We start from the raw sequence: 25,046 nt of genomic DNA, 5'->3' as shown, positions 1-25,046 counted from the left end.
CTACAGGCTGCGCAGCAGCACCGCGGGGTTCTCCACGCAGTCCGCCACGAAGCGGAGGAAGCCGCCGGCCGTGCCGCCGTCGCAGACACGGTGGTCGAAGGTCAGGGACAGCTGCACCACCTGACGGACGGCCAGTTCGCCCTGGTGCACCCACGGCTTGGGGACGATCCGGCCGACGCCCAGCATGGCCGCCTCGGGGTGGTTGATGATCGGCGTCGAGCCGTCCACCCCGAACACCCCGTAGTTGTTGAGGGTGAAGGTCCCGCCGGTCAGGTCGGCCGGGGCCAGCTTCCCGGACCGGGCCACCTCGGTGAGCCGGGCGAACTCGGCGGACAGCGCTTCGGGGTTCATCGACTGCGCCTCGCGGACCACCGGGACCACCAGACCGCGTTCGGTCTGCGCCGCGAACCCCAGGTGCACCGAGGGCAGCCGGACTATCTCGTTGGCCGCCAGGTCCACCGTGGAGTTCAGCTCCGGGTACCGGGCGAGCGCGGCCGTGCAGATACGGGCCAACAGGGCCAGGACCGAGATCTTCGGCCCGCCGACCGCGTTCATCGCGGCCCGCGCGGCCATCAGCTCGGTAGCGTCGGCGTCCACCCAGCAGGTGGCGTCGGGGATCTCCCGCCGGCTCCGCGAGAGCTTCTCCGCCACCGCGCCGCGCAGGCCCTTGAGCGGGATCCGCTCCCCGACGGCCGCCCCGGCGACCGGAGCCGCCACCGGCACCGCCGCGGGCGCGGGGGCGCGCAGGGCGGCCTCCACGTCGGCACGCATGATCAGGCCGTCCGGACCGGAGCCGCGCAGGGCACGCAGGTCCAGCCCGTTGTCCCGGGCGAGCTTGCGCACCAGCGGGGAGATGACCGGCACCGGCCCCGCCGGAACCACGGGCGCCGGCGCGACGGCCGCGGCCGCGGCGGCCGCGGGGGCGGGGGCGGGGGCGGGCGCCGCCGCAGGCACGGCCGCCGGCACGGCCGCCGGCACGCCGGACGGCGCCGCCTGCACGGCGCGCTCGGCCGGCCCCTGGCCCGCCGGACGAATCCGGCGCCGCCGGGCCGGGCGGGAGTGGTCCGTGCCGTATCCGACCAGCACGTTGCCCGAACCGGACTCCGCAGCGGCCGCACCGCCTGCGGATCCCTCCCCCGCGACCTCCCCGGCCGCCGACGCGCCCACCGCCACGGTGATCAGCGGGGCTCCCACCGGAAGCTCGGTGCCCTCCTCGCCGAACCGGGCCGTGACCACGCCGCCGTACGGGCAGGGCACCTCGACCATCGCCTTGGCGGTCTCCACCTCGACCACCGGCTGGTCCACCACGACCACGTCACCGACCGCGACCAGCCAGCGGACGATCTCCGCCTCGGTCAGTCCCTCACCGAGGTCGGGGAGCTTGAACTCCATCACCTTGGGCATCAGTTCTCCCACTGCAGCCGGGCCACGGTGTCCAGGATCCGGTCCACGCCGGGCAGGTGGTGCTTCTCCAGCATCGGCGGCGGATACGGGATGTCGAAGCCAGTGACCCGCAGCACCGGTGCCTCCAGGTGGTGGAAGCAGCGCTCGGTCACCCGGGCGGCTATCTCCGCGCCGGGCCCGCCGAAGCCGCCGGCCTCGTGGACCACCACCGCGCGGCCGGTGCGGCGGACCGACTCGACCACCGTCTCCTCGTCGAAGGGGACCAGCGAGCGCAGGTCGACGACCTCCAGCTCCCAGCCCTCGGCGCGCGCCGCCTCGGCCGCCTCCAGGCAGACCGGCAGCGAGGGCCCGTAGGTGATCAGGGTGGCGCTGCTGCCCGTCCGGCGGACCAGCGCCTTGCCGATGCCCGGGACGGCCGCGGGCGCCTCGGGCGACCACTCCGCCTTCGACCAGTACAGCCGCTTGGGCTCCAGGAACACCACAGGGTCGTCCGAGGCGATCGAGGCCCGCAGCAGCCCGTAGGCGTCCTCCACGGTGGCCGGGGTGACCACCGTCAGGCCCGGCGTCGCCACGTAGTACGCCTCGGAGGAGTCGCTGTGGTGCTCGACGCCGCCGATCCCGCCGCCGTACGGAACCCGGATGGTGATCGGCAGCGGCATCGCGCCCCGCGTCCGGTTCCGCATGCGGGCCACGTGCGAGATCAGCTGCTCGAAGGCCGGGTAGGCGAACGCGTCGAACTGCATCTCCACGACCGGCCGCAGGCCGTACATGGCCATGCCCACCGCGGTGCCCAGGATGCCCGCCTCGGCGAGCGGGGTGTCCGTGCACCGGTCCTCGCCGAACTCCTTCGCCAGGCCGTCCGTGATCCGGAAGACCCCGCCGAGGGTGCCGACGTCCTCGCCCATCACGTGGACCGTCGGGTCCTCGGCCATCGCGTCACGCATCGCCCGGGTCAGGGCCTGTGCCATCGTCGCCGGCTTCACCGCAACCGTGCTCATGCCCCGGCCTCCGCTTCCGTGTCCGCCTCCGCGTCGAGTTCCGCGCGGAGCATCGCCGCCTGCTCCCGCAGCCGGCCGGTCTGCTCGGCGAAGACGTGCTCGAACAGGTCCATCGGGTTCAGCACCGGATCCGCGTTCATCCGCTCGCGCAGGGCCGCCGCCATGGTCTCCGCGGCGTCCTTGGCCGCCTGTACGCCGTCCTGGTCGAGGATGCCCCGTGCGGTCAGCTCGCGCTCCAGCAGCTCCACCGGGTCGTGCGCCCTCCACGCCTCCACCTCGTCGTCCACCCGGTAGCGGGTGGCGTCGTCGGCGTTGGTGTGCGCCTCCATCCGGTACGTCACCGCCTCGACCAGGGTCGGACCGCCGCCCGTACGGGCCCGGTGCACCGCCTCGGCCAGCACCTCGTGCACCGCGGCCACGTCGTTGCCGTCGACCAGCCGGCCGGGCATGCCGTACCCGACCGCCTTGTGGGCCAGGGTGGGCGCGGCGGTCTGCTTGGCCAGCGGGACGGAGATCGCGAAGCCGTTGTTCTGCACCAGGAAGACCACCGGGGCCTGCCACACGGCCGCGAAGTTCAGCGCCTCGTGGAAGTCGCCCTCGCTGGTGCCGCCGTCGCCGATCATCGCCAGCGCGACCACGTCGTCACCGCGCAGCCGCGCCGCGTGGGCCAGCCCCACCGCGTGCGGCAGCTGGGTGGCGAGCGGGGTGCACAGCGGGGCTATGCGGTACTCGCGGGGGTCGTAGCCGGTGTGCCAGTCACCGCGGAGCAGGGTCAGGGCCTGCACCGGGTCCAGACCGCGGGCGACGGCCGCCAGGGTGTCCCGGTAGCTGGGGAAGAGCCAGTCCTGCTCTTCGAGGACCATGGCGGCCGCGATCTCGCAGGCCTCCTGACCGACCGTGGAGGGGTACACGGCGAGCCGGCCCTGCCGGGTCAGCGCGGTGGCCTGCGCGTTGTAGCGACGGCCGCGCACCAGTTCGGCGTAGCAGCGGCGCATCAGCTCGGGGTCGAGCTTCTCCGCCGCCGGGGTGCCCAGCACGCGGTACGGCTCGGGGTCCGGGAGCAGCGGTGCGGCGTCGGTGCGGGGACGCCAGGCGGGCGGCGGGGTGGGCCGGTAGGACGACGACGCGCCGGACCCGGGCAGCTCTTGGACCGTCATGGCGGCGTACACCTCCTCGTGGGAAGCGGGCGGTCAGGGGGCGCCTTCCGTGTGAGGCGCCTCACCTACCGATTGTTCGGTCGTCCGCACATTTTGGCTACAGGCGCCGCCAGGCTGTGGACAAACGGGCGCCGGGGCCCTGGTATGGACGCAGGACGTCCAGGAGAGGGAGGCGGCGGGCGATGCCGGATGAACAAATGGCCGCACAGGGCGGGGAGGCGAGCGCCGAGCAGCGCGCCCCGCAGGCCGCGCCGGCCCCTGCCGCCGCGCCCGTCCCGCCCGTCCCGCCGCGTCCGCTGGACCCGATCGACCGGTCGATCCTGCGGCTGCTCCAGTCGGACGGCAGGGCGTCGATACGGTCGGTCGCCGAGCAGGTCCACGTGTCCCGGGCGAACGCCTACGCCCGCATCAACCGGCTGATCGACGACGGGGTGATCCGCGGGTTCACCGCCCGGGTCAACCACGAGCGGGCAGGTCAGGGCGCCTCCGCCTACATCACCCTGAAGATCGTCCAGAACTCCTGGCGGACGGTCCGGGAGAAGCTCCGGGAGCTGCCCGGGGCGGCGCACATCGCGCTGGTCAGCGGCGATTTCGACGTGCTGCTGCTGGTGCACACACCGGACAACCGGACCCTGCGCGAGCTGGTGCTGACCCGTCTCCAGGCCATTCCGGAGGTGCTGTCCACCCGCACCCTGCTGGTGTTCGAGGAAACGGATCTGCTGGATCCCTCCGCCACCGCCCCGCCGCTCGCCGAGGACTGACCCGTCCGGCGGCCGGACGGGTGGCCGCCGGAAGGGCGCTACGAGGTCGCCGGCGGGGCCGCGCGCAGCCCGTCGAAGGCCATCCGCACCACCGCGTCGGCCAGCGCGTCCGTCTCCCGCGCCTCCGAGCCGGGGTGCGGCCGGTACCACTCGACCAGCGAGTTGACCATGCCGAACAGCAGCCGGGTGGCCAGGCGTATCTCCACGTCGGCCCGCAGGTCGCCGTCCGCGGCGGCCGCCTTGAGCAGGTCCGCCACGCGGTGGTCGAACTCGCGGCGCCGCTCCAGGGCCCACCGCTCGGTGCGCGTGTTGCCGCGCACCCGCAGGAGCAGGGTGACGTACGGCAGCTCGGCGAGCAGCACCTCCACGGTGCGGCGGGTGACGTACTCGACCTGCTCCATGGGCCGGCCGCGGCCGGCACCGGGTTCGTCGAGGATCGCGAAGAGCCCGTCGAGGGCGCGGCTGACGGCCCGGCGCAGCAGTTCCTCCTTGCCCGTCACGTGGTGGTAGATGGAGGACTTGGAGATCCCGGCCGCCTTGGAGAGGTGCTCCATGGAGGTGCCGTCGTACCCGCGCTCGTTGAAGACCCGGACGGCCACGCCGAGCAGCGTCTCCGGGGTGTAGGTGTCCCGGCGGGGAGTGGTCATTCCGCACCGCCTTCGGCGTCGTCGGCGTCCGCGCGGTAGCCGAGCCGGTAGAGGGCCAGCGAGGGGGCGTAGCGGCCGCCGGGCACCCGCTCGTCGAGGTTGTGCAGCAGGTCGTAGGCCCAGTCCCGGCCGAGGCGCTCGTGCCATTCGCCGGGGCCGAGGGGGTAGTTGACGCCGAGTTTCATCGCGGTGTCGACGTCCTCGGTGGTGGCGGTGCCGCGGGCGACCGCGTCGGCGGTCAGGTCGATCAGCATGGCGACGGTCCGGGCGACGATCATGCCGGGGACGTCTCCGATGACGCTGACCTTCTTGCCGAGCTGCTGGAACAGGCCGACCGCCTCGGCGAGGGTCCGCTCGGAGGTGTCCTCGCAGACGGAGAGCGCGATCCGGGTGGCGCTCCGGTAGTCGAGGGCCAGGTCGAAGTAGACGACGTCGGCGAACTCGATCGCGGTCTTGCCGTCGGCGAGCACCAGCTGGCCCTCGCCGGGCAGCTGGATGTACGGGCCGCCGGACTCGACCTCGGTGACCTGGATGCCGGCGGTGGCCATGAGCTCGACCAGGCCGGCCGCGGGTCCGAGGTCGCCGACGACGGTGACGGCGGCCGGGGCCTCCTCGGGGGCGGCGGTCTGCGGGACCGGAGCCTTGGCGTCCGGCCCGTACGGGAACCAGCCCTGCCCGGACTTGCGGCCCAGCCGGCCCGACTGCACCAGGCGGCGCTGCGCGAGCGAGGGCTGGAACTTGGGGCTGCGGAAGAAGGACTCCCACACGGACCGGGTGACGGCCTCGTTGACGTCCTGGCCGATGAGGTCGGTCAGCTCGAACGGGCCCATCCGGAAGCCGCCGCTCTCGCGGAGCACGGCGTCGATGGTCGCGGGGTCGGCGCCCTGCTCCTCGTGGACGGCGAAGGCCTCGGCGTAGAAGGGGCGGGCGATCCGGTTGACGATGAACCCGGGGGTGTCGGCGCACCGGACGGGGGTCTTCCCCCAGGCGGTCATGGTCAGGTGGGCGCGCTCGGCGGCCCCGGGGTCGGTGGCGAAGCCACTGACCACCTCGACCAGGGGGAGCAGCGGCGCCGGGTTGAAGAAGTGCAGGCCGAGGAAGCGGCCGGGGTGCTCCAGCCCGGCGGCGAGCTCGGTGACCGAGAGGGAGGACGTGTTCGTGGCAAGCAGCGCGTCGGGGGCGACCACCGCTTCGACGGACCGGAACAGCTCGCGCTTGACGGCGGGGTCCTCGACCACCGCCTCGATGACGAGGGCGGCACCGGCCAGGGCGGGGAGTTCGTGGACCGACTCGATCCGGCCGTTCGCGGCGTCGGCCTCGGCCCGGTCGAGCTTCCCCTTGGCGACCAGCCGCGCCAGGCGGTCGCGGACGGCGTCCCGGCCGGCCCGCGCGCGCTCCTCGTCCACGTCGTGGATCAGTACGGGGTGACCTGCGAGGAGAGCGACCTGGGCGATGCCCTGCCCCATCGTCCCGGCTCCGACGACCGCCACGGTGCGGGCGCGCTCGATAGCTGTCATGTCCCCGATCCTCTCGCATGGGTTGTCCACAGCAGGACGCAGGCCCTCTTGTCCCGACCGATCGTTCGGTTACTCTAACTCCAGTCTGCTCCGCTACGCCCGGCTCAACGAGGAGTTGGTCTTGATGGCCGCCGCCGACCTGTCCGCCGCCCAGCTTTCCGACAAGCACCGCCCCACGCTCGACGCGGCCCTGGACGCCATCCGCAGCCGCGCCTACTGGTCCCCGCACCCCGAGCACCCGAAGGCCTACGGCGAGACCGCCCCGGCCGACGGCCTCAAGGCCTTCGAGGACGTCCGGCACACCCGATTCGACCTCGACCAGCCCGGTACCGACGGCTGGGCCGGCGGCGAGGTGTCCCCGTACGGTCCGGAGCTGGGCGTGGAGTACCCGCACGTCGACCCGGACGTCCTGCTGCCCGCCATGAAGGCGGGCATGCCGGCCTGGCGCGACGCCGGCCCGGAGGCCAGGGCCCTGGTCTGCATCGAGATCCTGTCCCGGATCGGCGCCCGGACGCACGAGTTCGCCCACGCGGTGATGCACACCAGCGGGCAGGCCTTCATGATGGCGTTCCAGGCCGGCGGACCCCACGCGCAGGACCGCGGCCTCGAGGCGGTGGCCTACGCCTACGAGGAGCAGACCCGGGTGCCCGGCACCGCGGCCTGGTCCAAGCCGCAGGGCAAGAGGGACCCGCTGAACCTGGGCAAGACCTTCACCGCGGTGCCGCGCGGCATCGCCCTGGTCATCGGCTGCAACACCTTCCCCACCTGGAACGGCTACCCCGGCCTGTTCGCCTCCCTGGCCACGGGCAACGCGGTCCTGGTGAAGCCGCACCCGCGGGCCGTGCTGCCGCTGGCGCTGACCGTCAAGGTGGCGCGCGAGGTGCTGGCGGAGGCCGGCTTCGACCCCAACCTGGTCGCGCTGGCCGCCGAGCGGCCGGACGAGGGCATCGCCAAGACCCTGGCCGTCCGCCCCGAGATCAAGCTGATCGACTACACCGGGTCCACCGCGTTCGGCGACTGGCTGGAGACCAACGCCCGCCAGGCCCAGGTGTACACCGAGAAGGCGGGCGTCAACACGGTCGTGGTGGACTCCACCGACGACTACAAGGGGATGCTCTCCAACCTGGCCTTCTCGCTGTCGCTCTACAGCGGCCAGATGTGCACCACCCCCCAGAACCTGCTGATCCCGCGCGAGGGCATCGCCACCGACGCCGGGCACAAGAGCTACGAGCAGGTCGTCAGCGACCTCGCCGCCGCGGTGGAGGGCCTGCTCGGCGACGACGCCCGCGCCAACGCCCTGCTGGGCGCCCTGGTCAACCCGGACGTCAAGAGCCGGCTGGAGGCCGCGGCCGGTCTCGGCGAGGTCGCGCTGGCCTCCCGCGCGGTGGCCAACCCCGAGTTCCCCGACGCGGTGGTCCGCACCCCGGTGATGGTCAAGCTGGACGCGGCCAAGCCGGACGACTCGGCGCCCTACCTGTCCGAGTGCTTCGGCCCGGTCTCGTTCGCGGTCGCGGTGGACTCCACCGCGGACGCGCTGGACCTGCTCCGCCGGACGGTCCGCGAGAAGGGCGCCATGACGGTCGGCGCGTACACCACCTCGGCGGACACCGAGCGGGCGATCGAGGAGGTCTGCCTGGAGGAGTCCGCGCAGCTCTCGCTCAACCTGACCGGCGGGGTGTACGTCAACCAGACCGCGGCCTTCTCCGACTTCCACGGCTCCGGCGGGAACCCGGCGGCCAACGCGGCCCTGTGCGACGGCGCCTTCGTCGCCAACCGTTTCCGCGTGGTGGAGGTCCGCCGCCAGGCCTGACAGGCCCTGCCCGCCGCCCCGGCGCCCGGGGCGGCGGAGGGCTCGGCCTACGCGTCCTCGGCGGGAGGCCCGCCCCAGTGGAAGAGGGTCATGGCCACGCTGGTGGCCAGGTTGTAGCTGGACACCTGGCGGCGCATCGGCAGGGAGACGAGCCGGTCGGCGCGCTCACGCAGCTCAGCCGACAGACCCTGCCGCTCGGATCCGAAGGCGAGCACCGCGTCGTCGGGGAGCGTGAGGGCGCGGATGTCCTCCCCCTCCGGATCCAGCGCGTACAGGGGCCCCGGCGGCAGGCTCTCCAGCGTGACCCGGTCGACGGCGGTGGCGTAGTGCAGCCCCGCCCCGGCCCGGACCACGTTGGGGTGCCAGGGGTCGAGGTCGCCCCGGGTGACGACCCCGGTGGCGCCGAAGCCCGCGGCGAGGCGTACGACGGCGCCGACGTTGCCGAGGTTCCGCGGGTCGTCGAGCAGCACCACCGGCGCGCGGCGCGGCATCCGGTGCAGCGCGGACCGCGCGGCGGCGGGATCGGGACGTACGGCCAAGGCCGCGACCCGGGTGGGGTGCACCCGCGTCACCAGCCCGCCGAGCGGCGCACGGCGCAGCAGCGCCCGTACGGCACCGGCCACGTCGGGGGCCAGCTCCGCGGCGAGCGCCAGGACGGCGTCGGGGTCCTCGGCGACGGCCAGCCGCACCTCGGCGCCGAACCTGAGGGCGTGCTTGAGCGCGTGGAAACCGTCCAGCAGCACCGTCCCGTCGGCCGCCGCGGCCTCCCGCCACGCCCGTGCCGTCTCCGCCGCCTGCTCCGCCTCATCGCTCATGCGGGCGAGCCTATGCGCCGCCGGGTACCTGCGCGGGCTCCGGTTCGGCGGCGGCCGGGGCAGCCGGGGCGGGGTCCTCGTCGGCCGGGGCGGCACGGCGGCGCGGGATCCGGAGCCGGGTGCCCAGCCACACCAGGAAGGCCGTGGGCAGGAAGACCGCGTCGGCCGCGATCATGGCCAGCGAGAACACCGGCAGCCCCAGGAGCACCGCGATCCCCAGGTGCTCCAGGACCATCACGGCGAGCAGGGCGTTCTTGATCCTCCGGTTGAACAGCGTGAACGGGAAGGCGACCTGCACCGCCACCGTCCCGTACGAGAGCAGCATCACCAGCGTGCCGCTGCCCGCGATCCACGCCGAGAGCGCGGGCCAGGGGGCGAAGTAGTCGAGGCCGAGCGGGTAGTACAGGGCCGTGCCGTCCTGCCAGCGGGAGCCCTGGACCTTGTACCAGCCGGCCGTCGCGTAGATCAGGCAGACCTCCGCCATGATCACCAGCAGGGCGCCGTTGTGGACGATGTTGCCCAGTACGTCGAGCAGGGCGCGGCCCTCGGAGCGGGGCCGGTACCGCTCGGCCGCCCACCACACGCCCTGCGCCAGCCACACCCAGCCCAGGAAGCCCAGCCAGGACCAGCTCAGCCGGTCGGTGACGGCCGCGAAGGCGAGGGCCAGGCCCAGCACCGTCCACAGCGCCGGGCCGGCGGCCCCGGCGGCCGGCCCGCGGCGGGCGGTGCGCCGGGCGTCGAGCGACCAGACCTGGGCGCAGCGGGTCAGCACCAGGTAGACGGCCATCAGGTGGACCACGTTGTCGCCGCCGTCACCCATGAACACGCTGCGGTTCTGCAGGGACAGCACGCCGACCATGAACAGTGCGGAGGAGGCGCGGGTGCGCCAGCCGAGCAGCAGCAGCACGCTGGAGAGGACCGCCACCGCGTAGACGGCTTCGAACCAGACCGCCGAGTCGGACCACAGCAGCACGGTGAAGGCGCGGTTCGTCGCGATCAGCCGCTCGGCGAGGTCGAACCCCCAGGGGCTGTCCGGACCGTAGAGCTCGCGCCGGTGGGGGAACTCGCGCAGCAGGAAGACCAGCCAGGTGGCGGCGAAGCCGATCCTGACGGCGGCGCTCTGGTAAGGGCCGAGGGCCGCGCCGGTGACCCGGGCCAGGCCCTGGCGGACCGCCGGGATCAGACGGTCCACCACGGAAGCTCCCGGTAGTAGGTCTGGCGGTCGGTCTCCTCGCCGCTCCAGGCCGGCGCCGGAACGGCGGTGGTGGCCGAGCGCAGCTGGATGCGCAGGACCTCGCCGCCGGGGAAGTCGGGCTGGAGCCGGCGCAGGGCGATCCGCTGGAGGTAGGCCTCGGAGAGGGCGCCCCGTTCGCCGTTGGGGCGGTTCTCGTCGTCGTGGGAGCCGGTGAAGAAGTCCCAGGCCCGGCGGAGCTCGTTCTGCTGCACGTGGCTGGGGAAGGGGTTCCCCCGGATCGCCCGGGCGTCCTCGGCCGACAGGTCGCGCCAGCCGGTGGTGAGGCGTTGCCCGTCGGCCGTGCGGACCTGGGCCCGTACCTCGACCGCGATGTTCTGCTGGAGCGGGTTGGGCGCGAACAGCTTCCAGTTCTGTTCGAACTCGGGATAGACCCACCGGTCCACGGTGGCGGCATGCCGCTTGCTCAGCGTGTTCTCCGGGGCGACGTGCAGGAACACCAGGCCCAGGTGGACCGCGGCGCCGAGCGTGACGGCGACGAGGGCGACGGCCGCGGCCACCCGGTAGGGGGTGGGCAGCCCGAGGATGCCGGCGCCGGTATTGCCGTCCGTACCGGTGTCCATCCCGCCCCCGTCCACACCCGTCGTCCACCGCCGTCGTCCACAGCGGTCATCCACAAGAGGTTGACACCCTACGGGCCGCCGTCTCACCATTGAAGAGGATGAACCGAACGATCGGTCGGTCGGGCGGATACGGATCTTGACCACACGCTGGCAGGGGGCCGGAATGGTGGCAGTGACCCCGGAAACGGGGCAGGACAGGGACCTCGCGGCAGCCTTCGAGGCCGCGGTGGCGGCCGACGAGCGCGTCGAGCCCCGGGACTGGATGCCGGAGGAGTACCGCGCCTCGCTCGTCCGCCAGATGGCCCAGCACGCGCACTCCGAGATCATCGGCATGCAGCCGGAGGCCAACTGGATCACACGCGCGCCCTCGCTGCGCCGCAAGGCGATCCTGATGGCCAAGGTGCAGGACGAGGCGGGCCACGGCCTGTACCTCTACAGCGCCGCGGAGACCCTGGGCACCAGCCGCGACGAGCTGCTCGACAAGCTCCACAGCGGCCGCCAGAAGTACTCCTCGATCTTCAACTACCCGACCCTCACCTGGGCCGACGTGGGCGCCATCGGCTGGCTGGTGGACGGCGCGGCGATCACCAACCAGGTGCCGCTGTGCCGCTGCTCCTACGGCCCCTACGCCCGCGCGATGGTCAGGATCTGCAAGGAGGAGTCCTTCCACCAGCGCCAGGGGTACGAGCTGCTGCTCGCCCTCTCCCAGGGCACCGAGTCCCAGCACGCCATGGCGCAGGACGCGGTGAACCGCTGGTGGTGGCCCTCGCTGATGATGTTCGGCCCGCCGGACGACGAGTCGGCGCACTCGGCGCAGTCCATGGCCTGGCGGATCAAGCGCCACTCCAACGACGAACTGCGCCAGCGGTTCGTGGACATAGCCGTCCCGCAGGCCGAGGCCCTCGGCCTGACCCTGCCCGACCCGGACCTGAAGTGGAACGAGGAGCGCGGGCACTACGACTTCGGCGCCATCGACTGGGCCGAGTTCTGGGACGTCCTCAAGGGCAACGGCCCCTGCAACGAGCAGCGGATCGGCCAGCGCCGCCGGGCCCACGAGGAAGGCGCCTGGGTCCGCGAGGCCGCCGCGGCCTACGCGGAGAAGCACACGAGCAACCGGACCGGTACGCAACCCGCGCCGGGCACGCACGAGGAGGGACGGGCATGACGCAGAACTGGCCGCTGTGGGAGGTGTTCGTGCGGTCGCGGCGCGGCCTCTCGCACACCCACGCCGGAAGCCTCCACGCCCCCGACGCGGAGATGGCCCTGCGCAACGCCCGCGACCTGTACACCCGGCGGAACGAGGGCGTCTCCATCTGGGTGGTGCCCTCCACCGAGATCACCGCGTCCTCGCCGGACGAGCGGGACCCGTTCTTCGCCCCCTCCGCCGACAAGCCCTACCGGCACCCCACGTTCTACGAGATCCCCGAAGGGGTGCGGCACCTGTGACCACCACCCTTCCCACGGCGGCCGCGCTCGCCCTCGGCGACGACGCGCTGATCCTCTCCCACCGCCTCGGCGAATGGGCCGGCCACGCCCCGGTCCTCGAGGAGGAGGTCGCGCTCGCCAACATCGCCCTCGACCTGCTGGGCCAGGCCCGGATCCTGCTCTCCATGGCGGGCGACGAGGACGAGCTGGCGTTCCTGCGCGAGGAGCGGGAGTTCCGCAACCTCCAGCTCGTCGAGCAGCCCAACGGCGACTTCGCCCACACCATCGCCCGCCAGCTGTACTTCTCCGTCCACCAGCACCTGCTGTACACGGAACTCGCCGCCGGTGAGGGCCCCTTCGCCCCGCTCGCCGCGAAGGCGGTCAAGGAGACGGAGTACCACCGGGACCACGCCGTCCAGTGGACCCTCCGGCTGGGCGACGGCACGGAGGAGAGCCGCAGCCGCATGCAGCGGGCGCTGGACTCCCTGTGGAAGTTCACCGGCGAGATGTTCCAGCCGGTGGACGGGCTGGACGTCGACCGGGCGGTGCTGGAGTCGGCCTGGCTGGCGGCGGTCGGCGAGACCGTGCGGCGGGCCACCCTCACCCTGCCCGAGGGTCCGCGCACCGGGGCCTGGGCCGCCGGGGCCGGCCGGCAGGGCCTGCACACCGAGCCGTTCGGGCGGATGCTCGCCGAGATGCAGCACCTGCACCGCAGTCACCCGGGGGCGTCATGGTGACCACCACCCGCCTCGAAGAGGAACTCGCCGCGCTGGCCGGCTCCGTGCCCGACCCGGAGCTGCCCGTGCTGACCCTGGCCGAGCTGGGCGTCGTGCGCGGGGTGACGATGGGGCCCGACGGTGCGGTCGAGGTGGCCCTGACCCCCACCTACACCGGCTGCCCGGCCATCGAGGCCATGTCCGCCGACATCGAGCGGGTCCTGCACAACCACGGCATAGCCGAGGTGTCGGTGCGCACGGTGCTGGCCCCCGCCTGGTCCACCGATGACATCAGCGCCGAAGGCCGCCGCAAGCTCGCCGAGTTCGGGATCGCCCCGCCCCGGCCGCACGCCGCCGACGGCCCGGTGCCGGTGACCCTCTCGGTGCGCTGCCCGCACTGCGGGTCCACCGACACCGAGCTGCTCAGCCGGTTCTCCTCCACCGCCTGCAAGGCACTGCGGCGCTGCGTCTCCTGCCGCGAGCCCTTCGACCACTTCAAGGAGCTGTAGATGGCCGCAGCCCGCCACGGCGCGTTCCACCGGCTGACGGTGGCGGCGGTCGACCGGCTCACCGATGACTCGGTCGCGCTGACCTTGAGCGTCCCCGCCGAGCTCCGCGAGGTGTACCGGCACGCCCCCGGCCAGCACCTCACCCTGCGGCGCAGCGGCCCGGAGGGCACGGAGGTCCGCCGCACCTATTCGATCTGCACCCCCGCCCCCGCCCCGGACGGCCCCGGGCCGGCCCGGCTCCGGGTGGGAGTTCGGCTGGTCGAGGGCGGCGAGTTCTCCACCTACGCGCACAAGGAGATCGCCGCCGGCGACGAGCTGGACGTCATGGTGCCGGCCGGCCGGTTCGTCCTGGACCCGGCGGCCGCCCCGGCCGGGGCGCACTACGCGGCGGTCGTCGGCGGCAGTGGCGTCACCCCGCTGCTGTCGATCGTCGCCAGCGTGCTCGGGGCCCGCCCGGACACCCGGTTCTGCCTGATACGCAGCGACCGCACCGCCGCCTCGACGATGTTCCTGGACGAGGTCGCCGACCTGAAGGACCGCTACCCGGAGCGGTTCCAGCTGGTCACCGTGCTGTCCCGGGAGGAGCAGGAGGCCGGGCTGCCGTCCGGCCGGCTGGACCGGGAGCGGCTCACCGCCCTGCTGCCGGCCCTGCTTCCGGTGGACGCGGTCGCCGGCTGGTTCCTGTGCGGACCGTTCGGTCTGGTGCAGGGCGCCGAGCGGGCGCTGCGGGAGCTGGGTGTGGACCGCGGGCGGATCCACGAGGAGATCTTCCACGTGGACGGCACCCCCGCCACGGCCGCGCCCGCCACCGGGTCCGTCTCCGCCTCGCACAGCCGGGTCACCGCCCGCCTCGACGGCCGCTCCGGCAGCTGGCCGGTGCAGGACGGGGAGTCCCTGCTGGACGCCGTGCTGCGGAACCGCGCCGACGCCCCGTACGCCTGCAAGGGCGGGGTGTGCGGCACCTGCCGGGCGTTCCTGGTGCGGGGGGAGGTCCGGATGGACCGCAACTTCGCCCTGGAGGAGGAGGAGACCGAGGCCGGCTTCGTCCTGGCGTGCCAGTCCCACGCGGTCAGCGAGGAAGTGGAGATCGACTTCGACCGCTGATCGCTGACCGCTCACCGCTGACCGCAGCGCCGCCCCTGCCCCCGCCCGGGGCCCGGTGGTGCCGGCGGTGTCCTCGGTGCCGCCCCTGTCCAATTACAGGAACCTGTTCTATCTTGACGAGCCGTCAGACTACGGCGGGTCCGAAGGACAGGAAGGACAGGCAGTGGACTTCACCTTCACCGAGGAACAGCAGGCGGCCGTGGAGGCGGCGAAGGCGGTCTTCGCGGACGTAGCGCCCGACGGCGTCCCCAGCCCCGCGCTCACCCCCGGCGCGGTGGCCGAGGAGTTCGACCGCCCGCTGTGGCGGCGGCTGGCCGGGTCCGACCTGCTGGGCCTGGTCCTGGCCGAGCGGCACGGCGGGGCCGGCCTGGACGCGATCGCGCTCTGCCTCGTGCTGCGCGAATCGGCGAAGGTACTGGCCAGGGTGCCGCTGCTGGAGCACTGCGCCACCGCCATGGCCGTGCAGGCCCACGGCAGCCCGGAGCTCGCCGCCGAGCTGCTGCCCGCCGCCGGCCGTGGTGACCTCGTCCTGACCGCCGCCGCACACGGCCGCACCGGCCACGACCCGGCGGAGCTGGGCGTCACCGCCTCCCGGAACGGCTCCGGCTGGGTGCTGGACGGCGTGCAGACCGCCGTGCCGTGGGCGCAGTCGGCCGACTGGATCGCCGTACCCGCCCACACCGGCGAGGGTGACGCGGTGCTCGCCCTGCTGCCCCGCGGGACGGGCGGGCTGGCCCTCGCCGACCAGTACTCCACCAGCGGCGAGCGGCTCGCCGAGCTCACCCTCACCGGGGTGCGGGTTCCCGCCGCCCAGCTGATCGACGCGCCCGGAGCCTGGGAGCGGCTGCGGCAGCTGCTCGCCACCGGGACCTGCGCGCTGGCCCTCGGCCTCGGCGAGGCGGTCCTCGGCATGACCGGCCGGTACACCTCCAAGCGCGAGCAGTTCGGGCATCCGGTGGCCACGTTCCAGGCGGTGGCGGTGCAGGCCGCCGACCGCTACATCGACCTGCGGGCCATGGAGGTCACCCTCTGGCAGGCCGCCTGGCGGCTGGACGCGGCGACGGACGGGGCGGGCGGGCCGCTGCCCGCCTCCGGGGACGTGGCGGTGGCCAAGATCTGGGCCTCGGAAGGAGTGCGCCGGGTCGTCCAGACCGCCCAGCACCTGCACGGCGGCTTCGGCGCCGACACCGACTACCCGCTGCACCGCTACCACGCCTGGGCCAAGCAGCTGGAGCTCTCCCTGGGCCCGGCCGCCGCCCACGAGGAGGCCCTGGGCGACCTCCTGGCCGCGCACCCCCTCGGCTGAACCCCGCAGGACCCGGCGCCGGAACCCGCCGACGCGCCACAGGGCCGCCGCTGGACCGCCGCAGGGCCGCCGCAGGGCCGGCACCGTACCGCCGCTGGGGCGGCACCGTACCGCCTCAGGTCAGACGACCGTGCCGGCGGCGCCCGCGTCGGTCACCACGGCACGGCCGGCGGCCTCCCAGCGCATCATGCCGCCGTCCACGTTCACCGCGTCGATGCCCTGCTGCACCAGGTACTGGGTGACCTGCGCGGAACGCCCGCCGACCCGGCACATCACGAAGACCCGCCGGTCGTCCCCGGCGATGGCCTCGGTCAGCTCCCCGAACCGGGCGACGAACTCGCTCATCGGGATGTGCAGGGCGCCCCGGGCGTGGCCGGCCTCCCACTCCTCGGGCTCGCGGACGTCGAGGATGAAGCTGTCCTCGGCCAGCGCGTCGATGCCGACGGTGGGAACCGGGCCGAAGTTCATGGGGTGTCGCCTTCTCTCGTCACGGGTGCGGCCGGCACGACCGCATTGTCACGGTACCGGCCGCGGCTCATCCGGCGGCAGTCAGACCGTCGAGTTCCGACTCGCGCTCGGCGACCTGTGCCAGCAGCTGCTCGGCGATCTCCTCCAGCAGCCGGTCGGGGTCGTCCGGGGCCATCCGCAGCATCGACCCGATCGCGCTGTCCTCCAGCTCGCGGGCCACCACGGACAGCAGCTCCTTGCGCCGGGCCAGCCACTCCAGCCGGGCGTACAGCTCCTCGCTGGGCGTCGGCCCGACGGCGTCCGGTTCCGGACCGTCCGCCCACTGCGCGGCCAGCTCGGCCAGCAGCCCCTCGTCGCCCCGCGCGTAGGCCGCGTTCACCTTGGCCAGGAAACCGTCGCGGCGGGCCCGCTCGGCCTCGTCCTGCGCCAGGTCGGGGTGCGCCTGCCGGACCAGGTCGCGGTAGAGCCGGCGCGCCTCCTCGGTGGGCCGCACCCGCTCCGGCGGCCGGACCGAACGGTCGTTGAGCATCGCCGTGGCGTCGTCCTCGGGGCCGTCGGGGCCCAGCCAGTCGTGGAACAGCTCCTCCACCCCCGGCATCGGCATGACCAGCGACCGCGCCTCGCGCGCCTTGCGGAGGTCCTCCGGGTCGCCGGTACCGGCCGCCCGGGCCTCGGCGATCAGCGCGTCCAGCTCGTCGAGCCGGGTGTACATGGGGCCGAGCTTCTGGTGGTGCAGCCGGGAGAAGTTCTCCACCTCGACCCGGAACGTCTCCACCGCGATCTCGAACTCGATCAGCGCCTGCTCGGCCGCGCGCACGGCCCGCTCCAGCCGCGCGGTGCCCTCGTCGGCCTGCGCCCCTGCGGACGGGTCGGTGGGGGCCGTGGGCTCCCCGGCAGTCTGCTCAGTCACCCGACCACCCTACGACCCGCGCACAACCCCCGGCCCGCCCGCTCCACGCGCCGCCCGCCCGGCTCCACCCGCCGCCCGCCCGGCTAGACGCCCAGCTCGGCGGCCACGCGGCCGGAGCGGACCGCCGCCACCAGGTCCGCGTGGTCGGCCTCGGTCCGGTCCGCGTAGGCCACCGAGAACGCGGCCACGGCCTCGTCCAGCTCCTCGTTCTTGCCGCAGTACGCCGCCAGCAGCCGCGGGTCCGCGCTGTGCGCGTGCGCCCGGGCCAGCAGCGCGCCGGTCATCCGCCCGTAGTCGTCGATCTGGTCCGGCGCCAGCGCGGCCGGGTCCACGCTGCCCTTGCGGTTGCGGAACTGCCGCACCTGGAACGGCCGCCCCTGCACGGTGGTCCAGCCCAGCAGCATGTCCGAGACCACCTGCATCCGCTTCTGCCCGTCCACCACCCGCTGCCCCTCGTGCCCGGCCGCCTCGCGCGAGAACCCCTCCGGCAGGTGCGGCAGCAGTACCGACGGCCGCGCCTCCTTGACCTGGAGCACCAGCGGCTCGCCCCGGTGGTCCAGCAGCAGCACCACGTACGAGCGGGTCCCGACGCTGCCGGTCCCGACCACGCGGAAGGCCACGTCGTGGATGGCGTACCGGGCCAGCAGCGGGAGCCGGTCGCCCGGCAGGGTGCCGAGGTACTCGCCCAGCGAGGACGCGACCGCGGCCGCCTCCGCGTCGCCGACCCGCCGCAGCACCGGCAGCGCGTCGACGAAGCGCCGGCCGGTCACCCCGCCGCCCGGACGGCCGCCGTCCGCGTCCGTCACCGCCTCGGTGGACCGGGCCGCGAACCGCGCGCTCGTGTTGTTCCGGGCCTTCTGCGACACCCGCTCCAGCGTGCCGAGCAGGTCGCGGGCGTCGGTGTGCGAGACCAGCTCCTCGTCGGCGATCGCGTTCCACGCGTCCAGCGCGGGCAGGTTCGCCAGCAGCCGCATGGTCCGCCGGTACGCGCCCACCGCGTCCCGCGCCGCCGCACGGCAGGTGTCCTCGTCGGCCCCCGCCACCCGCCCGGCCAGCACCAGCGAGGTCGCCAGCCGCTTGACGTCCCACTCCCACGGCCCGAACACGGTCTCGTCGAAGTCGTTGAGGTCGATCACCAGGCCGCCCCGGGCGTCCCCGTAGAGGCCGAAGTTGGCGGCGTGCGCGTCCCCGCAGATCTGGGCGCCCACCCCGGTCACCGGAGTGCCCGCCAGGTCGTGCGCCATCAGTCCGGCCGCCCCGCGCAGGAACGCGAACGGACTGGCGGCCATCCGCCCCACCCGTATCGGGGTGAGCGCCGCCACCCGGCCCTGGTTGGACTCCTCCACCGCCCGCAGCGCGTCGGGCCGGTCCGCGGAGACCTCGAAGGCGGCGTGCGCCGCCCGCGGGACGCGCTGCCGCAGCGCCTTGCCCACCTTCTTCGGCGAGGCCCCGGCCGCCTCGCCGAGCGGCGCGAAGCCCGCCACCGCCGGAATCCGTTCCGTCATCGCCGCCCGCTGCGCCGGTACCGCCCCTGCCACGCCCATCCGCGCGCCCCCGATTCGATCATCCGTCGTACGCCGATGACCGTACCGACCCGCACAGCCGCGCGAAAAGGGCCTGCGCCCCACCGGCTCGGCCCACGCCCCGCGCCTGGCCCGCCGCCCGCCGCCCGCCGCCCGCAGCCCGCCGCCCGCAGCCCGCCGCCCGCCGCCCGCCGGTCCGCTACATGCCCGCGTCCCGGGCCAGCAGCGCCGCCTGCACCCGGTTGTCGCACTCCAGCTTCGCCAGGATCCGGCTCACGTACGTCTTCACCGTCGCCTCGCTCATGTGCAGCCGCCGCCCCGCGTCCGCGTTGGACAGCCCCTCGCCCAGCAGCGCCAGCACCCCCCGCTCCCGCTCGCTCAGCTCCGCCACCCGCCGCCGCGCCTCCTCGGCGCGCGCCACCGCCCGCCCGGAGGCCAGCTGGTCCACCACGTGCCGGGTCGCCGCCGGCGACAGGTACGCGTCCCCCGCCGCGGCCGCCCGCACCGCGCCGATCAGCTCCGCCGGCGCCGAGTCCTTCAGCAGGAACCCGGCACCGCCCTGGCCGAGCGCCCGCAGCACGTTCTCCTTCTCCCCGAAGGTGGTCAGGATCAGCGACCGCGCCGAGGGCACCGCCCGGCGCAGCTCCCCGAGCGCCGTCAGCCCGTCCAGCACCGGCATCTGGATGTCCAGCAGCACCACGTCCGGGACGTGCAGCCGCGCCAGATCCACCGCCTCGCGCCCGTTCGCCGCCTCCGCGACCACCTCGATGTCCGGATCCGAGGTGAGGATCATCCTGATCCCCGCACGGATCAACGGCTCGTCGTCGGCGATCACCACCCGCACCACGCGCCCGCCCGTCACCGCTGCTCCCACGCCTACCGCCTGATCTCGTACGCCTGCTTCTCGACGAGCTTGCCGTCCCTGAAGCAGAAGCGGAACACCGGCTCGTCGTCGAGGCTGTCACCCGACGCGGTGGACATGAGCACCAGGCAGCTCGCCCCGGCGGGCCGCGGCGGACCGCCCTGGTCCAGCCCCTCCGCGAACAGGCCGTCGCCCCGCGGCAGCCGGTCCCGGACCTCCTGCTCCGCCATCCCGACCCGGACCGCCTCGTAGTCCGAGGGCCCGATCATGCTCCTGGTCATCGAGGTGATCAGCAGGGCCATGCCCGCACCGACCACCAGCAGGAACACCACCACCGCCGCGAACGCGATGCCGCAGCCCACCGCGAACCCGCCGGCCCGCCCGCCGGTGCCGGGCGCCGGGACGTGGTCCACCCCGGTCCAGTACACCGGAGGCCGCTCCCCCGCCCCGACGACGCCCGGGGAACCCGTGGGCCCCCACCCGCCGGCACCACCGGCACCACCGGCACCACCGGCACCGCCGTCCCCGTACGCCCCGTACTCCCCGTGGCCCGCGTACTCCCCGTACGCCCCGTACTCCCCGTACCCCGCCCCGGCCGCCGGCTGGGCCCCGGCCGGCTCCGCCCCGTACGGCAGCACCCCGGCCACCCGGAAGCCGCCGCCCTCCACCGCCCCGGCGTGCACCATCCCGCCGACCAGCCGGGCCCGCTCCCGCAGCCCGGTCAGGCCCTGGCCGCCGGACACCACCTCGCCGGCGTCCCGGCCCGCCCCCGCCGGGCCGTTGGCGATCTCCACCACCAGCGAGTCGTCCTCGTACCGGAGTTCCACCGAGATCGCCGCGCCCGGCGCGTGCTTGTAGGCGTTGGTCAGCGCCTCCTGCACGATCCGGTACGCCGCGTGGTCGCAGGCCGGCGCCAGCGGCCGGGCCTCGCCCACGGTCCGCAGACCCACCGCGGTACCGGCCGCCCGGGCCGCCTCCACCACGCCGGCGATCCCGGCCACGCCCCGGGCCGCCTGCTCCTCCTCGGCCGGGGCTGACACCCCGTCCCGCAGGATCCCCACGACCTCGCGCAGTTCGTGCATCGCCGACACCGAAGCCTGCCGGAGCACCCCCACCGCCTCTCGCTGACGGTCCGTCAGCTCACGGTCGACCTCCAGGGCACCGGTGTGCACCGATATCAGCGCCAGCTGGTGCCCCAGGCTGTCGTGCATGTCCTGGGCTATCCGCTGCCGCTCGCGCAGCCGCGCCTGGCCGGCCACCATGGCCCGCTCGCGCAGCAGTTGCGCGTTGCGGTCCTGCAGGGCGTGCAGCAGGGTCCGCCGCTGGGACCAGTAGCGGCTGGCCAGGCCCGGGGTGACCACGGTCGCCAGGTACATCAGCGTGGAGAACGCCGTCATCAGCAGCGGCCGCCCCTGCGGCAACTCCACGACCAGCGACGCGCCGAGGTACAGCAGGAAGGACAGCGCGAACACGACCACCGCACGGCCCGCGCCCACGATCCGCCGCCCGGCCGACCAGCCCAGGAGCGCGGTCACCAGGCCCGTCCCGGGCAGTACCCCGCACACCGCCGCGCCGGCCATCAGCGCCGTCGCCGGCATCCTGCGCCGCAGGGCCACCAGCACCACGACGGCCACCGCCGAGCCCAGCTTGCGCGCCCAGGTCCCGTTGTCGAGCTCCTCGATGCCCAGCCCGATCAGCACCAGCACGGCCGCCGCGACGGCGTCCCCGGCGAGCGCCTTCCGGCTCCACGGCTCCGGGCCCTTCAGCCACGTCCAGGCGGCCCCCGCCCTCGTCCTCATGTCCACGTGCAGACCCTAGGCACCCGCCGTCATCCCCGTCCGCCCCCTTTCGTCGCGCCCGCGCCGACGAAAGTCCCCACTCCCGACGGCCACCGGACCCGCGAACACGAAGAAGCCCCCGCTCCGGATTTCTCCGGAGCGGGGGCTCTCTCTGTGGGCGAGGGGGGATTTGAACCCCCACGTCCCGAAGGACACTGGCACCTGAAGCCAGCGCGTCTGCCGTTCCGCCACTCGCCCGAGCGGCGCCCCAGTGGTTCTTCCCTTTCGGGCCGTTCCCCTGGCGACACCGGAACATTAGCACGTCAGGGAGGGTGGTTTGAAATCGCTTTCCCGGCCGCCCCGGCGGCACCTCCGGGCCCCCTCACGCGCGCCTCACGCGACAGCCCCTCCCGCACTGCCCCGAAGGTGCGGGACACTGTCCCTGGGCCACCCCTACGATCCCTTGTGAGGACCAACACTCCTCCCCGGGGGGCAGGAGGGGAACCAGCCGAATCCCCCACGCGTGGATACGATCAGTAAGCAGTACAGGGCGACAACGACGGAGGAGGTGCCCCATGGGAGTTCTGAAGCGGTTCGAGCAGCGACTCGAAGGTCTGGTGAACGGCACCTTCGCCAAGGTCTTCAAGTCCGAGGTCCAGCCCGTCGAGATCGCCGGCGCGCTGCAGCGCGAGTGCGACAACAACGCCACCATCTGGAACCGCGAGCGGACCGTCGTACCCAACGACTTCATCGTCGAGCTCTCCGCCGGTGACTACGAGCGGCTCAGCCCGTACTCGGGCCAGCTCGGCGACGAGCTCGCCGGGCTCGTCCGCGACTACGCCAAGCAGCAGCGCTACACCTTCATGGGTCCCATCAAGGTGCACCTGGAGAAGGCCGAGGACCTCGACACCGGTCTCTACCGGGTGCGCAGCCGGACCCTCGCCTCCTCCACCTCGCAGCAGCAGCCCCAGCAGCAGCAGCCCCAGCAGGGCGGCTACGGCTACCCTCCGGTCGGCGCACCGCCCATGCCCAGCGCGCCGCCGCCCGGCGGTCCGCAGCGCCGCGGCGCCCCCGCCGGACCGGGCCCCGCGCCCGCCGGCGGCGCCGGCACCCGGCGCTGGATCGAGATCAACGGCACCCGCCACCAGATCTCCCGCCCCACGCTCGTACTCGGCCGCAGCACGGAAGCCGACGTGCGGATCGACGACCCCGGCGTCTCGCGCCGGCACTGTGAGATCCGGACCGGAACGCCCTCGACGATCCAGGATCTCGGGTCCACCAACGGCATCGTGGTGGACGGGCAGCACACCACCCGCGCTACGCTCCGCGACGGCTCGCGGATCGTCGTGGGCAGCACCACCATCATTTACCGGCAAGCCGAAGGGTGAAGCGGGGGCAATGTCAGAGCTGACCCTTACGGTCATGCGGCTGGGTTTCCTGGCCGTTCTGTGGCTGTTCGTCATCGTGGCCGTACAGGTCATCCGCAGCGACCTCTTCGGGACCCGGGTGACCCAGCGCGGCTCCCGCCGGGGCGGCGGCGACACCCGGACGCAGCCCGGGCAGGGCGGCGGCCGGCCGGCCGCGGCCCCGCCGCAGCAGCGCCAGCGCCGCGGCGCACCCACCAAGCTGGTGGTCTCCGAGGGCACCCTGACGGGCACCACGGTCGCGCTCCAGGGCCAGACCATCACCCTCGGCCGGGCCCACGACTCGACGATCGTGCTGGACGACGACTACGCCTCCAGCCGCCATGCCAGGATCTACCCGGACCGTGACGGCCAGTGGATCGTCGAGGATCTCGGGTCCACCAACGGCACGTACCTCGACCGGACCCGGCTGACCACCCCGACGCCCATTCCGGCGGGCGCCCCGATCCGCATCGGCAAGACCGTCATCGAGCTGCGGAAGTAGTACGAGAATGAGCGAGCGGAGCGAGCGAGCCGCAGCGGGCGCCGACCGGGCCCCGAGCGCGCTCCCGACCGGAGGGTGGGCAGTGTGGCTCGACGAGACCGGCTGTACCCGGAGGCTGCGTCGACTGGGCAGGTGCGCATGAGCCTGTCCCTGCGTTTCGCCGCCGGATCGCACAAGGGCATGATCCGGGAGGGCAACGAGGACTCCGGCTACGCCGGGCCCCGCCTGCTCGCCATCGCCGACGGCATGGGCGGCCAGGCCGCCGGCGAGGTCGCCTCCTCCGAGGTCATCTCCAACCTCGTCCAGCTCGACGACGACGTCCCCGGCTCCGACATCCTCACCTCGCTCGGCATCGCCGTGCAGCGCGCCAACGACGTGCTGCGCGTGATGGTCGAGGAGGACCCGCAGCTCGAAGGCATGGGCACCACGCTGACCGCCCTGCTGTGGACGGGCCAGCGGCTCGGCCTGGTGCACGTCGGCGACTCCCGCGCCTACCTCCTGCGCGACGGCGTCCTCACCCAGATCACCCAGGACCACACCTGGGTGCAGCGCCTCGTCGACGAGGGCCGGATCACCGAGGAAGAGGCCACCACCCACCCGCAGCGCTCCCTTCTGATGCGCGCCCTCGGCAGCAGCGACACGGTCGAGCCCGACCTGTCGATCCGCGAGGTCCGGGCCGGCGACCGCTACCTGATCTGCTCCGACGGCCTCTCCGGCGTGGTCTCCCACCAGACCCTGGAGGAGACCCTCGCCGACTACCACGGGCCGCACGAGACCGTGCAGGCCCTCATCCAGCTCGCCCTGCGCGGCGGCGGACCCGACAACATCACCTGCATCGTCGCCGACGTCCTCGACACCGACAGCGGCGACACCCTCGCAGCCCAGCTCAACGACACCCCGGTCGTCGTGGGCGCGGTCGCCGAGAACCAGCACCAGCTCTTCGACGGCGGGGCGATGCAGACCCCCGCCGGCCGTGCCTCGGGCCTCGGCCGGCACGCCCAGCCGCCCGCCCCCGGTTCCTTCGGCCCGCCCGGCAGCGGCGAGGCCCCCGGGTACGGCGCCACCGCCGGCGGCTACGGCTCCGGCGGCTACGGCACCTTCGGCGAAGCCGACGGGTACGCCGACGACGGCGCCTACGAGGACTCGTACGACCGCCCGAGGCGGCGGCGCGGCAAAGGCGCCCGCTGGGCCGGGCGCTCCCTGATCCTGCTGCTCGCCCTCGGTGTCGTCGGCGGCGGCCTCTACGCGGGCTGGCGCTGGACCCAGACCCAGTACTTCGTCGGCGTCAAGGACCAGCACGTCGCGCTGTTCCGCGGGATCAGCCAGGACCTCGGCCCGATCAAGCTGTCCACGGTGGAGAGCGATCACCCGGACATCGAACTGAAGTACCTGCCGCCCTTCAAGAAGAAGCTGGTCGAGGCCACCATCAGCGAGGGCACCCTCGACGGCGCCCGCCAGAAGGTCGACGAGCTGGCCATCCAGGTGTCCGCCTGCCAGAAGGACGAGCTCCGCCGGAACGCGGAGGCGAACAAGCAGCCGCCGCCGCCCGAGAGCGTCCTCACTCCCGAGGAAGAGAAACGCGTCAGCGTGTGCACAAAGCAGTAACAGCGGTA

General features: G+C 73.8%; 24 protein-coding genes and 1 tRNA gene. 11 read left to right on the top strand and 14 right to left on the bottom strand.

What is annotated here, in order from left to right; translation table 11 throughout:
• From ACFY61_RS29030 to pdhA, 3 genes are read right to left on the bottom strand one after another with little or no spacing between them, the layout of a single operon-like run.
• On the bottom strand, window positions 1-1,404 hold the full coding sequence (locus tag ACFY61_RS29030; protein ID WP_389476774.1) for a dihydrolipoamide acetyltransferase family protein: 1,404 nt from the start codon (window positions 1,402-1,404) through the stop codon (window positions 1-3).
• Complete coding sequence (locus ACFY61_RS29025; protein ID WP_389476772.1) at window positions 1,404-2,402, bottom strand: alpha-ketoacid dehydrogenase subunit beta; 999 nt, start codon at window positions 2,400-2,402, stop codon at window positions 1,404-1,406. Before ACFY61_RS29025 ends, ACFY61_RS29030 begins: the two co-directional genes overlap by 1 nt.
• On the bottom strand, window positions 2,399-3,559 hold the full coding sequence (gene pdhA / locus ACFY61_RS29020) for a pyruvate dehydrogenase (acetyl-transferring) E1 component subunit alpha (RefSeq protein ID WP_389476770.1): 1,161 nt from the start codon (window positions 3,557-3,559) through the stop codon (window positions 2,399-2,401). Before pdhA ends, ACFY61_RS29025 begins: the two co-directional genes overlap by 4 nt.
• Window positions 3,560-3,741: 182 nt before the next feature.
• Between pdhA and ACFY61_RS29015 the strand changes: the two genes are divergently transcribed.
• A complete protein-coding gene (locus ACFY61_RS29015; RefSeq protein WP_389476768.1) occupies window positions 3,742-4,320 on the top strand; it encodes an Lrp/AsnC family transcriptional regulator in 579 nt (192 codons plus the stop codon).
• Window positions 4,321-4,358: 38 nt separating this feature from the next.
• On the opposite strand, the gene ACFY61_RS29010 is transcribed toward ACFY61_RS29015, so the two are convergent.
• Window positions 4,359-4,967, bottom strand: coding sequence for a TetR/AcrR family transcriptional regulator (locus tag ACFY61_RS29010; protein ID WP_389476766.1), 609 nt, complete (start codon window positions 4,965-4,967; stop codon window positions 4,359-4,361).
• Entirely contained in the window at window positions 4,964-6,484 is a 1,521-nt protein-coding gene (locus ACFY61_RS29005; protein WP_389476764.1) for a 3-hydroxyacyl-CoA dehydrogenase, read from the bottom strand. The genes ACFY61_RS29010 and ACFY61_RS29005 overlap by 4 nt, the downstream gene beginning before the upstream one ends.
• Before the next feature lie 124 nt (window positions 6,485-6,608).
• Here ACFY61_RS29005 and paaN point away from each other — a divergent pair, with 124 nt between their 5' ends.
• Window positions 6,609-8,294 (top strand): phenylacetic acid degradation protein PaaN, encoded by a 1,686-nt coding sequence (paaN, locus tag ACFY61_RS29000; RefSeq protein ID WP_389476762.1) that lies wholly within the window; start codon window positions 6,609-6,611, stop codon window positions 8,292-8,294.
• Between the two features lie 47 nt (window positions 8,295-8,341).
• Here paaN and ACFY61_RS28995 read toward each other — a convergent pair whose 3' ends face one another.
• From ACFY61_RS28995 to ACFY61_RS28985, 3 genes are read right to left on the bottom strand one after another with little or no spacing between them, the layout of a single operon-like run.
• A complete protein-coding gene (locus tag ACFY61_RS28995; protein ID WP_389476760.1) occupies window positions 8,342-9,109 on the bottom strand; it encodes a TrmH family RNA methyltransferase in 768 nt (255 codons plus the stop codon).
• Between the two features lie 10 nt (window positions 9,110-9,119).
• On the bottom strand, window positions 9,120-10,301 hold the full coding sequence (locus ACFY61_RS28990; protein ID WP_389476758.1) for an HTTM domain-containing protein: 1,182 nt from the start codon (window positions 10,299-10,301) through the stop codon (window positions 9,120-9,122).
• Window positions 10,289-10,924, bottom strand: a complete 636-nt coding sequence (locus ACFY61_RS28985; RefSeq protein WP_389476756.1) for a DUF5819 family protein — start codon at window positions 10,922-10,924, stop codon at window positions 10,289-10,291. Before ACFY61_RS28985 ends, ACFY61_RS28990 begins: the two co-directional genes overlap by 13 nt.
• Before the next feature lie 163 nt (window positions 10,925-11,087).
• Here ACFY61_RS28985 and paaA point away from each other — a divergent pair, with 163 nt between their 5' ends.
• The 6 genes from paaA to ACFY61_RS28955 all read left to right on the top strand — a co-directional run bounded on the left by paaA (window position 11,088) and on the right by ACFY61_RS28955 (window position 15,984).
• Entirely contained in the window at window positions 11,088-12,089 is a 1,002-nt protein-coding gene (gene paaA / locus ACFY61_RS28980; protein ID WP_389476754.1) for a 1,2-phenylacetyl-CoA epoxidase subunit PaaA, read from the top strand.
• Window positions 12,086-12,370, top strand: a complete 285-nt coding sequence (paaB, locus tag ACFY61_RS28975) for a 1,2-phenylacetyl-CoA epoxidase subunit PaaB (RefSeq protein WP_125813338.1) — start codon at window positions 12,086-12,088, stop codon at window positions 12,368-12,370. Before paaA ends, paaB begins: the two co-directional genes overlap by 4 nt.
• The gene (paaC, locus tag ACFY61_RS28970) at window positions 12,367-13,086 is read left to right on the top strand and encodes a 1,2-phenylacetyl-CoA epoxidase subunit PaaC (protein WP_389476751.1); all 720 of its coding nucleotides are present in this window, start codon (window positions 12,367-12,369) and stop codon (window positions 13,084-13,086) included. Before paaB ends, paaC begins: the two co-directional genes overlap by 4 nt.
• Window positions 13,080-13,574: a 1,2-phenylacetyl-CoA epoxidase subunit PaaD gene (gene paaD, locus ACFY61_RS28965; protein WP_389476749.1), complete on the top strand. Its 495-nt coding sequence runs from the start codon at window positions 13,080-13,082 to the stop codon at window positions 13,572-13,574. Before paaC ends, paaD begins: the two co-directional genes overlap by 7 nt.
• On the top strand, window positions 13,575-14,678 hold the full coding sequence (locus ACFY61_RS28960) for a 2Fe-2S iron-sulfur cluster-binding protein (RefSeq protein ID WP_389476747.1): 1,104 nt from the start codon (window positions 13,575-13,577) through the stop codon (window positions 14,676-14,678).
• A 163-nt stretch (window positions 14,679-14,841) separates the two neighbouring features.
• Window positions 14,842-15,984 (top strand): acyl-CoA dehydrogenase family protein, encoded by a 1,143-nt coding sequence (locus tag ACFY61_RS28955; RefSeq protein WP_389476745.1) that lies wholly within the window; start codon window positions 14,842-14,844, stop codon window positions 15,982-15,984.
• Between the two features lie 120 nt (window positions 15,985-16,104).
• Here the strand turns inward: ACFY61_RS28955 and ACFY61_RS28950 are convergent, their stop codons facing one another.
• The 6 genes from ACFY61_RS28950 to ACFY61_RS28925 form a co-directional block, all read right to left on the bottom strand.
• The gene (locus ACFY61_RS28950) at window positions 16,105-16,452 is read right to left on the bottom strand and encodes a rhodanese-like domain-containing protein (RefSeq protein WP_389476743.1); all 348 of its coding nucleotides are present in this window, start codon (window positions 16,450-16,452) and stop codon (window positions 16,105-16,107) included.
• A gap of 67 nt (window positions 16,453-16,519) precedes the next feature.
• Window positions 16,520-17,362 (bottom strand): hypothetical protein, encoded by an 843-nt coding sequence (locus ACFY61_RS28945; RefSeq protein WP_389476741.1) that lies wholly within the window; start codon window positions 17,360-17,362, stop codon window positions 16,520-16,522.
• 83 nt (window positions 17,363-17,445) lie between these two features.
• Window positions 17,446-18,906, bottom strand: coding sequence for a DUF2252 domain-containing protein (locus ACFY61_RS28940; protein ID WP_389476739.1), 1,461 nt, complete (start codon window positions 18,904-18,906; stop codon window positions 17,446-17,448).
• A gap of 178 nt (window positions 18,907-19,084) precedes the next feature.
• Window positions 19,085-19,747 (bottom strand): response regulator, encoded by a 663-nt coding sequence (locus ACFY61_RS28935; RefSeq protein ID WP_389476737.1) that lies wholly within the window; start codon window positions 19,745-19,747, stop codon window positions 19,085-19,087.
• 14 nt (window positions 19,748-19,761) lie between these two features.
• The gene (locus tag ACFY61_RS28930) at window positions 19,762-21,546 is read right to left on the bottom strand and encodes a sensor histidine kinase (protein WP_389477027.1); all 1,785 of its coding nucleotides are present in this window, start codon (window positions 21,544-21,546) and stop codon (window positions 19,762-19,764) included.
• Window positions 21,547-21,700: 154 nt separating this feature from the next.
• Window positions 21,701-21,783, bottom strand: a tRNA-Leu gene (locus ACFY61_RS28925).
• A 317-nt stretch (window positions 21,784-22,100) separates the two neighbouring features.
• Here ACFY61_RS28925 and ACFY61_RS28920 point away from each other — a divergent pair.
• From ACFY61_RS28920 to ACFY61_RS28910, 3 genes are all read left to right on the top strand, one after another.
• Window positions 22,101-22,913 carry an FhaA domain-containing protein gene (locus ACFY61_RS28920; protein WP_389476735.1) on the top strand — a complete coding sequence of 271 codons (813 nt, stop codon included), beginning with the start codon at window positions 22,101-22,103 and terminating at the stop codon, window positions 22,911-22,913.
• A gap of 10 nt (window positions 22,914-22,923) precedes the next feature.
• The gene (locus ACFY61_RS28915) at window positions 22,924-23,433 is read left to right on the top strand and encodes an FHA domain-containing protein (RefSeq protein WP_389476733.1); all 510 of its coding nucleotides are present in this window, start codon (window positions 22,924-22,926) and stop codon (window positions 23,431-23,433) included.
• 138 nt (window positions 23,434-23,571) lie between these two features.
• Window positions 23,572-25,038: a protein phosphatase 2C domain-containing protein gene (locus ACFY61_RS28910; RefSeq protein ID WP_389476731.1), complete on the top strand. Its 1,467-nt coding sequence runs from the start codon at window positions 23,572-23,574 to the stop codon at window positions 25,036-25,038.
• Window positions 25,039-25,046 lie beyond the last annotated feature (8 nt).

The organism is Streptomyces sp. NPDC012888 (genome assembly GCF_042900645.1).
GTDB lineage: Bacteria > Actinomycetota > Actinomycetes > Streptomycetales > Streptomycetaceae > Streptomyces.
This window is presented reverse-complemented; position numbering and strand designations above follow the sequence as displayed.